The following is a 12,135-nucleotide window of genomic DNA, read 5'->3' on the forward strand; positions in this document are numbered from 1 at the left end:
GAAAGGGCGCGAGCCGGCGCTATCTAGCTCGCGCCAGCTCGTCTAGTTTTCCCAATTCATCGAGGGTCTCGTTTCCCCAGGATCGGATAATTTCCCTAGAGAGCAGCCCGTTCGAAAATGCGAGCGCCACGGATTGTGGCGCATTTCCCATTGCCAATTCGAAAGCTGTATCGTCATCGACACCAGCGGCGAGCATGGAAAGGCAACGAATAACTCGTCGATCGAAACGCTTGACAATTGCTGTCTTTTGGGTCCTCCACAGCCGAAGGTAATCAGACACCTCGACGGAGTCCCGAAGCCGTGCCAGCCCGACGAGAAAACCTTGGACGTCATTGAATCGTGATTGCTCGAACAACTTCTTGACCCTACGACGCGACAGAAATTCACGGACGAGCGCTGCACACAAGAGGACCGGGAGGACGAGGGTCAACGATATAGATAACCAGCTCGCAATCTCCTGGCCAATCCATCCGGCATATGTGCGCAACACATAGAATGTGCCGTAGAAAAGCGTTAGGTAGAACGCACCCGTTACGAATGACCTAATAAAGGTGACAATCAAAAATCTGGCGCCTATTTCTGTCAGCGTTCGCACAGACATCCACACGAATGACCACGGCGCGGTTGCATATCTGAGTATGGAGTAGAGGATCGGCCACGAGAACCTGAACCCATGAACACACGCCAGACCCCACGCCCATGCATAAGTGTATAATACACCCCCGAGGGCGAGCACCAGAATGTCGCGATATTCGCCCCTGATGATGTCGATAGTGATCATGACAGCATTGAATGCATATACAGATACGAAGATAAAGGACAGAATGTAAAGGCAGGCCTCACTGGAATCCGCATCGTCCATGTACGCCATTCCGTAGCGTGAAAATACTCGCGATAAAAACCGGCGCAATGCAGACGGCTCTGAACGAAAACTGATCGGCGTGCTGGCTACGAACATCCAAAAGAATGCGATCGGCATTGCAAAGTAGAAGATGAGGACCGCCCGCAGCGTATGGTACGCAAATGGCTCTCCCGAATCAACTGCAGCTAATAGCGCCATCGTGAGACAGATCGCGATCACCAATCGAGGCAACCGGAATACCGCTTTTCTGAGTCTGATCCAGTCCTCACCCTCATCAAGACCGACCAGACCGGCGTCGATAGCATCGACATCGCGTCGCCCACGCCCGTGTAGTAGTAGCGTAACAATGAGACGTCGAATCAGACTTTCCAGCTCGCCCGGAAGCGGCCGAATTGAGCCGCACTCCCTCAACGCCGCCGACCGAAGCCAGCCACTGTTTCCCGAGAATGCCGATTCGATATCGTCGAGCTGCATGTTTTCAGATTCGACAGGAAGACAATCCAGGGCGAATTTCTTATCGCCAAGAGTTCCGCACTGCCATGCCGTACGTGTCAGACGGTCAACACTCGTCTGCAACTCTCTCGATGGAACGATACGACCGCTGCCGAGCGCCGCCGTGGCAAGTTCGAGAAGGTGAACCGAATGGCCGGTCCATTCGAAATCGCCGAATGTCGAGGTGAGTCGTTCTTCTTCCTCGGCCAAGCCGGAGGCAATTTCTCGATCTAGCGCGTTGACCTGATCCTCCTCCCCGACCTGGAATAGCGTCACGGCCGTCTCGCGCCACTGTGGACTTGTCGCCAGTTCGTGTATATCAACCGATGAGGGATGCTTCAAAACATACTGTGTCGCAAAATACTCCTGGACACGGCGGTGACCGAACCGGAGCAGTTCGTTACCCGTCGCATTCCTGACCTCGAATAGCATGCGACTGCGCAGGGCGGCGGATAGCAAATTCGGCCACGCCAAGGGGTGGCTCGTGTCGTGTGAATGCACGGCCGCAGATGCGACAAATGTCGCAGGATCGACAGCAAGGCCCGGCTCGCGTGACATAGTCAGATTGAATGCCATGCGCTCGAGCGTTTCACGAAGTTGTTCGCCGCTGCCATCATCCCGCAGCGTACTGGAAATACTTTCCGAGATGTATGACTCATAAAGTACTCCGACGCGCGACGGCAACTCTGGCGACTTATGCATATGCCGGTAGAGAAGGGCGAGCGCCAATGGAAAGCGGAGCTCCTTCGCGAGATCCATCCGCTGATCTGTGAGCAGCGGCTTGAGTTCCGAGATCAACTGTGGCGATACTCCACGCCTTCGCAGGTAAGCCAGCTGCTGCGAGTGAGATAGACCTATGAGTTGGACTGACCGCCAACCCGGCACTCGCGGTCCCTTGTACTCACGGGATGCGACGATGCACGAAGACTGAGATCCCCCGATGAAAGATTCGATGGCCCTGACGTACGGATCGACAACAGAGTCGATGGTGGTGCTACCGACAATTTCCGGTATCTCGTCGAATCCGTCGAGCACAAATACAATCTTTCCGTTTGTGATGTCGGCCTGAAAGTCGGAACTCCTTAGATATTCTGCAAGCTCTGCAGCATTATATGAATTTGCCTCCGCTTTGATATATGACTCCAAAGTAGCGGCGCTGATTACTTTTGGATCGAAACGCCGCAGGTTCACATAGATGGCCAGCGGTCTACGTCGGGTGAATTTGACATGCTCATCGGACGCCGACAGGCATTCATTTAGTAGCTTTCGAGCATGCTGACGGAGCGCGATACTCTTACCTGATCCCGGTGGACCCTGAACCAGCAACAGCGTGCTGCGGGAATTGAGGGCACGCGAGACCGGCATTGTTCGAAGTATCGGTTCCAGTCTTCTCGTTCGACGCCGGAGTCGACTCAACATCGGATCAACGTCGACGATGGCCGTCAAGTCGACGACTTCTGAATCCAGCTCTATGTCTCCGCGACTCTCATAATCCAGGTTTGCCCGCAGCATACGCGCGATTCGACCGTACCTACCCTTTATATTGGCGACCGGGCCGCTGTCGCCCATACTAGAGACCGATGCGTTCGGCGAATTAATGCTGATACTGACATCGCCGGTCGAACCGGCTTTAACGAGATCCGCGATAGTGATCGAGCGGTAATTGTCGCCGGGACCGCTACCCGCTCCCGCTACAGTCCCGGCATCTAAGGGTGGACTTGAGGATGGGAAGTTATTGCGACGTCGCCCATTTGAACGGCGGCAGCCCCGCTACCCGTGTGAAAGTTAACATCCCCGCCGATGGCGGGGCCAGTTTTCGACGCAACCGACTGGACATTATTCTGATAATCGGATTGTTGAATATTTTCGACTAGTTCAGCGAGCTCCGAAGCGAGCTCGGGATTTTCGGCCAGAACACGGTCGAGGCACCCTGCGACCATTTCCTGAGCAGCACGTTCATCGGGGTGAGCCTCAAGGTTCCGCATCGCTGCGTCCGCGAAGGGCAGGTGACGCAGCTTGGACTTGACCCAATCATAGACCTTACTCAGGTTACTATCGACGAGGCCATCTGCTTCGTTGCCGGCACGGCTCGCGATACCAGCCGCCTTCGCCCCGAGATACGCAGACAGGTATTCAATCACCGTGTCAATCATCGATGTCGCTTCCTTTTGTGAAACCTCGGCCGTTGCAGGCAATGCGAGAACAAAGAGTCGTTATAGTGTCAATTCGCGGTGGGCGCACCGCGCGCTGATACGTCAGGTTGTCGGTAAGTGTCGGGGAACCATTGTGCCTCTCGGTCCCAGTGAGCTATCGTCGCCCGGCAAACGGGAGACACCTCAAGGTTACCGTTTCCTTTGCGCTTCGGCGGTCGATCGATTGACGGACAGTCTGGTCACAGCGCCATCCGGATAGGCTTGACTTCTTCCTGATTCGACAACACTGTTGCAATTTCAGGTCACTTCTTCGAACTCCGCGACGGCCCGATCCGCCCGCAGCGCGATGCTAGGGCACCCCGGCGCGGAGCGACTCCCCGAGCTCAATGCCGAAGTGAGTCTGCGCGGGCCCCGTTTCGACGGACCGCGGCCAGGCTGGGCGACGTTCTGGCAGATGGCCGGGCTCGGACGTGCGCTCAGCGACGATGCCGACCGCCTCGCATACGTGGTGAAGCTGACATTGCCCGCGGCCATCGGTGAACTGCTCGGCAAGAGCCACCTCGACTAGGGGGCGGCGGGGGTGGATCGCATAGGCTCCTGGCGTGAGCTTGCCCTCCCCTACTTCTGAGAATCGTGCGGTTGTTACCGGTGCCTCGTCTGGCATCGGGATGGCGCTGGCCGCTGAACTTGCCGCGCGCGGGTATTCGTTGATCCTGGTGGCGCGGCGGGGTGAGGTGCTCACCGAGTTGGCGCAGCGGTTGACGTTGGCGCATGGGATCGCGGCTGAGGTGCGGGCGGTGGATTTGGCCGATCGGGCGCAGCGGGGGGCGCTGGTGGAGGAGTTGTCGGCGCGGGATATCGCGATTTTGTGCAACAACGCGGGGATTGCCACGTTCGGGGCGGTCGCCGAATTGGATCCGAGTTATGAGCGCTCCCAGATGGAGCTGAATGCTGTTGCGGTGCATGATCTTACGCTTGCGGTGCTGCCGGGGATGATCGCTCGTGGGGGTGGCGGCATCTTGATCAGCGGGTCGGCGGCGGGGAACATGCCGATTCCGAACAATGCCACGTACGCGGCCAGTAAGGCGTTCGCCAATACCTTCTCCGAGTCGCTGCGCGGTGAACTCAAGGGCTCCGGCGTCAATGTCACGCTGCTCGCTCCAGGCCCGGTGCGCACCGATGTGCCGGATCCGGCCGACGCGTCGATCGTGGACCGGCTGGTGCCCGACTTCATGTGGGTGTCCTCGGAGTACACCGCGAAGGTGTCCATCGACGCGCTGGCCCGCAACAAGATGCGGATCGTTCCGGGCCTGATCAGCAAGGGAATGAGCGTGGCGGGCCAGTACGGTCCGCGCGCGGTCACCGCGCCGATCGCGGGCGCCTTCTACAAGAAGCTCGGCGGCTAGGTCGTGTTTCTTAATGCCTGCCGGTAGGGTCTCGTTGTTGTCGGTGGCTGGTGGGATGCTGCTGGGTGTGGTGCGGCACACATCATTCCGGTTCTGCTTGGACCCGCCGGTCGAGCAGCAGGTGGTGCTGTCACGGCATGCAGGGGCGGCACGGTTCGCATTCAATCAATGCTTGGGCGCGGTCAAGTTGGCGTTGACCGCCCGTCAAGCTGATCCGGCGGTGTCGGTGCCGTGGTCAGGGTTCGATCTGATCAATCATTTCAATCGGTGGAAGAAGACCGAGGACGCCGGACGGGTCTTTACCGTCAATGGGGCCGGTACAGTCGTCGTCGCGGTGACCGGGCTCGTCTGGCGGGGTCGGGTATGCCAGCAGGTGTTCGAGGAAGCAGCCCTCGATTGCGCGCGTGCGTTGGCAGCGTGGTCGGACTCACGTCGCGGCACCCGTAAGGGGCGTCGGGTCGGGTTTCCCCGATTCAAGCGGAAAGCCACGACAGGCCGCTCGTTCCGGGTGCGTAACAAGGGTTCTCAGGGCAGACGAGTCTCAATCCGGGTCGGCGACAACGACTGTGCGCGGTCGGTGACCTTGCCCGGCATCGGGCTGGTCAGAGTGCACGACGACACACGACGGTTACGGCGGATGCTGGGTTCGGGTCGGGCGAAGATCTTGTTCGCCACGATCAGTCAGCGGGCCGGGCGGTGGTGGGTCACGGTCAATGTGGAGGCGGCCGAGTTGCCTCCGCAGATGTGTCATCGGACCCACAAAGCCGCCGACCGCGGTGGCTGGGTCGGGGTGGACCGAGGGCTATCGGCGTTCGTGGTCACCGCGACCGTTGATGGTCGTGAGGTCGACCGGATCGTTGACCCGCCGAAAGCGTTGGTGGCCGGGCTTGGTAAGCAGCGCCGTCTCGCCAGGTCGGTGTCGCGGAAGGTGAAGGACTCCAACAACAGACGTGCGGCGACTGCTCGGTTGGGCCGTCATCACGCACGTGTCCGTAATATCCGACAGCATTTCCTACATCAGGTCTCCACCGAGTTGGTCAAAACCCACGACCGACTTGTTCTCGAAGACTTGAACGTCGCAGGGATGCTGCGCAACCGGTGTCTGGCGCGGGCGATCAGCGACGCGGGCTGGGCTGAATTCGCACGCATGGTCATCTATAAGCAGACCTGGCGCGGCGGGACAGTGGTTGTGGCTGATCGCTGGTATCCGTCTAGTCAGCTCTGTTCACGCTGCGGCACTCCCAACAGCACACTGACTCTCACCGACCGGGTTTTCCGGTGCGGATGTGGACACGAACTCGACCGCGACCGTAATGCCGCGGTCAACCTCGCCGCCTGGGGCGAGCAACATCATGTATCCCAGGTCCGGGAGCGCGAAGCACGAGCCCCGGTCACCAACGTCCGCCGACGGGAAGGCACTGGCCCACACATCTGTGTGGGTGAAACCGGCCCGGATGACGCGGAAACCAACGCTCGCGCTGTACTAGCGTGAGCCGAGGACGTCGGAGAACGACGGTGACTGCCAATCTCACAGATTGGGAGACACGCTGCAGGGAGACCCCCGTCACGACCGGGTCAGGGATCCGTCAAGATCGGGCCCCCGGTCGTCAAGCACTCGTAAGCTGGACGTTTGCCCAAGAGGAAAGCGGCGTAGTCCTGACAGCGGCCCCGCATACGGAATAGCGGGGGCGCACACAGGAGACACCGTGACGCTGCTGGAAATCTTCCCGTCGCTGAAGTCGGGGATGCCCTCACGCCTCGACTCGGCCGTATGGCCGCGCGACACGCATTACGACGACGCGGGCCGGATCACGATCGGCGGGGTAGCACTGGCCGACATCGCAGATCAGTACGGCACTCCGACCTATGTCCTGGACGAGCGCGAGGTAAGGGAGCGCTGCCGGGCCTACCGCAAGGCTTTCCCCGAGGCCGAGATCATCTACGCGGGTAAGGCGTTGATGATCCGCGCGGTCGCCAACTGGGTTTCCCAGGAGGGCCTGTCGGTGGACGTGTGCTCGTCCGGCGAACTGGCCATCGCGCTGGCCGCCGGCGTCGCCCCGCGCCGAATCATCATGCACGGCAACGGAAAATCCTTCGACGAACTGACCGCCGCGATCAAGGCCGGGGTCGGCCGGATCGTGGTCGACTCGCTGGCCGAGATCACGCTGCTCTCCGCGTTGGTCACCGACTCGCAGAATGTGCTGCTTCGCCTGTCCCCCGGCATCGACGTGCACGGGCATCCCGCGGTGCGCACCGGCGTCACCGATCAGAAGTTCGGCTTCCCGATCGGCGGCGACACCGCCGCGGAGGCGGTCGCGCGGATCATGCGGCAGCCGAAGCTGAACCTGATCGGCTTCCACTGCCACCTCGGCTCGCAGATCAGCGACCCGGACTACTACGGCGAGGCGGTGCGCCGAGTGATCGCCGAGATGGCGCGGGTCCGCCAGGACCACGGACACCTGCTCACCGAGCTCGACCTCGGCGGCGGCCACGCGGTCGCCTACCGCACCGGCGACGCCGAGATGAACCTCGGCGAACTCGCCGCCATCATCGAGGACGCCCTCGACGCGGCCTGCGCGCGCCAGCACTTCCCGCGCCCGAACATCTCGCTGGAGCCCGGTCGCGCCATCGTCGCGCACGCGGGCGTGACGCTGTACCGGGTGCTGTCGGTCAAGCACATCGAGGGCGGCCACACCTATGTCACCGTCGACGGCGGCATGAGCGACAACCCGCGGGTCGCGCTGTACGGCGCGCGCTACAGCGTCGTCGTGGCGAACCGGCACCCGACCTGCACGAGCATGACCGCGACCGTGGCGGGCCGCTTCTGCGAGTCCGGCGACATCCTGGCCACCGACGTGCAGCTGCCGGTCGACCTGCGGCCCGGCGAGGTGCTCGCGATGCCGTGCACCGGCGCGTACCACCACAGCCTGGCCTCGTCCTACAACAGCGTCGGCCGGCCGCCGATCGTCGCGGTGTACCACGGGCAGTGCCGGGAGCTGGTGCGCCGGGAGACCGTCGCGGACCTGATGTGCCGCGACATCGGCTGCTGAGCTGACCGACCCACCCCGGACCGCGCGGCATGCCCGCCGCGCGGCCGGCGTGTCAGCGATTCGTCAAGATCAGGTCGGGGGTGGTCAATGTTGCGCTAAGCGCCCTTTCCGCGCCCGGTTCCGGGGCGTAGTTCTTGGTAGGCCCCGCAGATGGAGAAAGCGGGGAGCGGATCAGGAGAGCACCCGTGACGCTTGTGGACTTCTTCGCGCCGACGCGGTCGGGCACGGCCGCGCACCTGGATTCCGCGGTATGGCCCTCCGATGCGCGCTATGACGCCGAGGGTCGGATCGTCGTCGGTGGCGTCGCGCTGACCGACATCGCCGAAACCTATGGCACCGCCGCGCGGGTGCTCGACGAGCGGGAGGTGCGACAGCGCTGCCGCGCGTATCGCAAGACCTTCCCCGAGGCCGAGATCGCCTACGCCGCAACGGCCTTGTTGATCGGCGCGGTGGCCGACTGGATCACCAACGAGGGGCTCTCGGTGGTCGTGTGCTCGCCCGGCGAGCTGGTCGCCGCGTTCGACGCGGGCGTCGATCCGCGGCGAATCATCCTGCACGCCAACGGCGTATCCCGGGAGACGCTGGAGATCGCGGTCGCCCGGCGGGTCGGCCGGATCGTGGTCGGCTCGCGCACCGAGCTCGACCTGCTCGCCGCCGTCGCCGACCGGCCGCAGCGGGTGCTGTTGCGGGTTTCGCCCGGCATCGAACGGGACTCGGCGCAGGACAACCCGGCGGGCTTCCCGCTCGGCGACGCCACCGCCACGGCCGTAGCGCAGGTGCTCGGCACGCCGATGCTCGATCTGATCGGCTTCCACTGCCACCTCGGCTCGCAGATCTACAACCCCGATCACTACGGCGAGGCGATCCGCCGGATGGTCGCGGAGATGGCGCTGGTCCGGCACGACCACGACCGCATCCTGACCGATCTCGATCTCGGCGGCGGGCACGCGATCGCCTACCGCAACGGCGACGCCGAAATGAATCTCACCGAGCTGTCCGCCATCATCGAGGACGCCCTCGACGCGGCGTGTGCGCGGCAGCACTTCCCGCGACCGAACGTCGCGCTCGAACCGGGGCGTGGGATCGTGGCGCGGGCCGGGGTCACCCTGTATCGGGTGCTGTCGGTCAAGTACAGCGACGGCGGGCACGTCTCCGTCGTCATCGACAGCGAGACCCGCACCAGGACAGGCGATTTCGCGGGCATGGTGGTGGCGAACCGGCGGGCGAGCGGCCCACTGGTGACCGCGACCGTCGCGGGCCGCGCGGGGGATGTCATCCTCGCCACCGACGCCCGGCTGCCCGCCGACCTGCGGATGGGCGAACTGCTCGCCGTGCCGTGCACCGGCGCCTATCAGCACGGGTCCCCGCGCACCCGCGTCATCGCGGTGCGCGAGGGCCACTACGCGCAACTCGTGCGCCGCGAGCCGGACCTGCTCGACCGCGACGCGAGCTGACCACCGCCGCACGCCTGCTGATTTCCCGCACCTCGAATTGCATGCGATTCCAGGTGCGGGAAATCGAGAAACGTGCGGCTGTCAGCGCTTCCGCGTGCCGAAAATGCTGCGGCTGATCTCACGGCCCGCGGCGGTCGCCGCGGAGCGCAGGAAGCTCTTGACGGCAGGGTTCTTCATGATGCGCTCGGCGGTGGAGTCCTCTTCCTTCGGCGAGCGACCCGGAGCCGGGGCGGACTGCGGGCTCTGGTCTGCCGCAGCGACTTTCGCGGCCAGGATCTCGTAGGCCGATTCGCGATCGATGGTCTGGCCGTACTTGCTGTGCAGTGAACTGGACAGTGCGCGCGACTTGATCGCGTCGTCGCCGATGGTGTCCATCAGTGAGCGCGGCGGCTGAATCCTGGTCCACGCCACCGGAGTCGGCGCGCCTTTCTCCGAAAGTACTGTCACGACAGCCTCACCGGTGCCGAGCGAAGTGAGCGCCTTCTCCAGGTCATAGGTGCTGGTCTTGGGATAGGTGCGCACCGTCTTGGACAACGCCTTCTGATCGTCCGGGGTGAAGGCGCGCAGCGCGTGCTGGATGCGCGCACCCAGTTGGGACAGCACCTGATTCGGGATGTCGGTGGGCAGCTGGGTGCAGAAGAACACGCCGACACCCTTGGAGCGGATCAGCTTGACGGTCTGCTCCACCTGATCCAGGAACGCCTTCGACGCATCCGCGAACAACAGGTGCGCCTCGTCGAAGATGAAAACCAGCTTGGGCTTGTCCACGTCACCCACCTCGGGCAGCGTCTGGAACAGGTCGGCGAGCACCCACATCAGGAAGGTGGAGAACATCACCGGGCGGGCCGCCTGCGCGCCGAGCTCGAACAGCGTGATGACGCCCTGGCCGCCCGCGACGCGCACCAGATCGCTCGGATCCAGTTCCGGCTCACCGAAGAACGTGTCGCCGCCGTCGGCCTCCAGGTTCACCAGCGACCGCAGGATGACACCCGCGGTGGCCGCGGAGACGCCGCCGATGCCCTTCAGGTCCTCCTTGCCCTCGGCGCTGGTGAGGTGCGTGATCACCGCGCGCAGGTCCTTGAGGTCGAGCAGCGCGAGGCCGTTCTTGTCCGCCCAGTGGAAGATCAGGCCGAGCGTGGATTCCTGAGTCTCGTTGAGGCCGAGCACCTTACTGAGCAGCACCGGGCCGAACGAGGTGATGGTGGCGCGGATCGGGACGCCGATGCCGTTGGTGCCGAGCGAGACGAATTCGGTCGGGAAGCCGGTCGGCTTCCAGTTCTCCGCGCCGGTTTCGGCGGCCCGCGCACTCAGCTTGTCGTTCTCCGCGCCCGGCTGCGACAGACCCGACAGGTCGCCCTTGATGTCGGCGAGCACCACGGGAACGCCTGCGGCCGAAAGCTGTTCGGCGATGCCCTGCAGCGTCTTCGTCTTGCCGGTGCCGGTCGCGCCTGCCACCAGGCCGTGCCGGTTCATGGTGCGCATCGGAATGCGCACGCGCGCAGCGGGATCCACCTCGCCGTCGACCACAACGGTGCCCAGCTCCAGTGCCACCCCGTCGAACGCGTACCCGGCGGCGATCTCCCGCGCGGCGGCCGACCCCCCGCTCGGCTGGTCCGCCGCGTCGGCGTCGGCCGTCTTCTGGTCGGCCTTGCTCGCGGCTTCGGCGGCCGCAGCGGCGGTCTGGTCGGCCTTGGCCGCCGCGCTCTCGGCCTTCGCTTTCGCCTTCGCCCCGCTCTCGCCCTCTTGCTCGGCAAGCTCGCGTTCCGCAGCTTCAGCGGCAGCCGCCGCCTCCGCCGCGACCTTTGCCGCCGCCTCCGCGGCCTTACGCGCCGCGGCCGCTTTCTCCTGGGGGCTAGTCATCGCACGTCCTCCGTCTGGTCTGACTCGAACTGCTAACGCAGTGTTTGCTGTCGTACCGAAAACGCCTGTGCCGATCTGCAGAAACTGTATCCCCGTCAGCGCCCGGTGTGGGCTTGCGACCCAGTAAGAGGGCCGCAAACACGCGGTGTCGCAGGCACCGCAAAAACAACAGAGCTAGTGTTGCTGCCGTGTCGGATAAATACGTGGTGTGGATGGATTGTGAAATGACGGGCCTGCGCCTGGACAGCGACAAGCTGATCGAGGTGGCGGTGCTCGTCACCGACAGCGATCTCAACATCATGGGTGAGGGCGTCGACGTGGTCATCCACGCCGACGACGCGGCGCTGGCCGCGATGCCGCAGGTGGTCGTCGACATGCACGCGCGCTCCGGGCTGACCGAAGAGGTGCGCCGCTCCACCGTCACCATGGCCGAGGCCGAGCAGCAGGTGCTCGACTACATCAAGCAGTACGTGCCGACCCCGGGCACCGTGCCGCTGGCCGGTAACTCGATCGCCACCGACCGCGGCTTCATCGCCCGCGACATGCCCGCGGTGGACGCCCATCTGCACTACCGGATGATCGACGTGAGCTCGATCAAGGAGCTGTGCCGCCGCTGGTACCCGCGCATCTACTTCGGCCAGCCGGAGAAGGGCCTGGCCCATCGCGCGCTGGCCGACATCAAGGAATCCATCCGCGAGCTGGAGTACTACCGCCGCACCGCGTTCGTCGCGCCCCCCGGACCGTCCACCACCGAGATCGCCGCGGTCGCCGCAGAGATCGGCAATGCCGCGACACCCGCCGAATCGGCCCAGGTCAACGCCGCGTCGGAAACCGATTAGGGACTCGACGGGGTGACAC

General features: G+C 63.6%; 9 protein-coding genes. 6 read left to right on the forward strand and 3 right to left on the reverse strand.

Annotated features, from left to right (window positions below; translation table 11 throughout):
* Positions 1-19: 19 nt before the first annotated feature.
* Positions 20-2,719, reverse strand: coding sequence for an NACHT domain-containing protein (locus ACIBK2_RS16900; protein ID WP_396968149.1), 2,700 nt, complete (start codon positions 2,717-2,719; stop codon positions 20-22).
* A gap of 341 nt (positions 2,720-3,060) precedes the next feature.
* Complete coding sequence (locus ACIBK2_RS16905) at positions 3,061-3,507, reverse strand: hypothetical protein (RefSeq protein ID WP_396968151.1); 447 nt, start codon at positions 3,505-3,507, stop codon at positions 3,061-3,063.
* 346 nt (positions 3,508-3,853) lie between these two features.
* Between ACIBK2_RS16905 and ACIBK2_RS16910 the strand changes: the two genes are divergently transcribed.
* The 5 genes from ACIBK2_RS16910 (at position 3,854) to ACIBK2_RS16930 (ending at position 9,417) form a co-directional block, all read left to right on the forward strand.
* A complete protein-coding gene (locus tag ACIBK2_RS16910) occupies positions 3,854-4,075 on the forward strand; it encodes a hypothetical protein (protein ID WP_396968153.1) in 222 nt (73 codons plus the stop codon).
* 34 nt (positions 4,076-4,109) lie between these two features.
* On the forward strand, positions 4,110-4,913 hold the full coding sequence (gene cmrA, locus ACIBK2_RS16915) for a mycolate reductase (RefSeq protein WP_396968155.1): 804 nt from the start codon (positions 4,110-4,112) through the stop codon (positions 4,911-4,913).
* A gap of 55 nt (positions 4,914-4,968) precedes the next feature.
* Positions 4,969-6,405 carry an RNA-guided endonuclease TnpB family protein gene (locus tag ACIBK2_RS16920; protein WP_396968484.1) on the forward strand — a complete coding sequence of 479 codons (1,437 nt, stop codon included), beginning with the start codon at positions 4,969-4,971 and terminating at the stop codon, positions 6,403-6,405.
* A gap of 214 nt (positions 6,406-6,619) precedes the next feature.
* Positions 6,620-7,963: a diaminopimelate decarboxylase gene (gene lysA / locus ACIBK2_RS16925; RefSeq protein WP_396968157.1), complete on the forward strand. Its 1,344-nt coding sequence runs from the start codon at positions 6,620-6,622 to the stop codon at positions 7,961-7,963.
* Positions 7,964-8,148: 185 nt separating this feature from the next.
* A complete protein-coding gene (locus ACIBK2_RS16930; RefSeq protein ID WP_396968159.1) occupies positions 8,149-9,417 on the forward strand; it encodes a diaminopimelate decarboxylase family protein in 1,269 nt (422 codons plus the stop codon).
* Positions 9,418-9,498: 81 nt separating this feature from the next.
* On the opposite strand, the gene ACIBK2_RS16935 is transcribed toward ACIBK2_RS16930, so the two are convergent.
* Complete coding sequence (locus ACIBK2_RS16935; protein WP_396968161.1) at positions 9,499-11,277, reverse strand: helicase HerA-like domain-containing protein; 1,779 nt, start codon at positions 11,275-11,277, stop codon at positions 9,499-9,501.
* Between the two features lie 188 nt (positions 11,278-11,465).
* On the opposite strand from ACIBK2_RS16935, the gene orn reads away from it, so the two are divergent.
* Positions 11,466-12,116, forward strand: coding sequence for an oligoribonuclease (gene orn / locus ACIBK2_RS16940; RefSeq protein WP_396968163.1), 651 nt, complete (start codon positions 11,466-11,468; stop codon positions 12,114-12,116).
* Positions 12,117-12,135: the final 19 nt, after the last annotated feature.

The organism is Nocardia sp. NPDC050175 (assembly GCF_044459885.1).
Classification (GTDB): domain Bacteria; phylum Actinomycetota; class Actinomycetes; order Mycobacteriales; family Mycobacteriaceae; genus Nocardia.

Bases quoted from the DNA above. Each gene is read 5' to 3' on its own strand.
- ACIBK2_RS16935 (WP_396968161.1), bottom strand. From the start codon at position 11,277: ATGACTAGCCCCCAGGAGAAAGCGGCCGCGGCGCGTAAGGCCGCGGAG.
- ACIBK2_RS16900 (WP_396968149.1), bottom strand. From the start codon at position 2,719: ATGCCGGTCTCGCGTGCCCTCAATTCCCGCAGCACGCTGTTGCTGGTT.
- ACIBK2_RS16920 (WP_396968484.1), top strand. From the start codon at position 4,969: ATGCTGCTGGGTGTGGTGCGGCACACATCATTCCGGTTCTGCTTGGAC.
- ACIBK2_RS16910 (WP_396968153.1), top strand. From the start codon at position 3,854: ATGCTAGGGCACCCCGGCGCGGAGCGACTCCCCGAGCTCAATGCCGAA.
- ACIBK2_RS16905 (WP_396968151.1), bottom strand. From the start codon at position 3,507: ATGATTGACACGGTGATTGAATACCTGTCTGCGTATCTCGGGGCGAAG.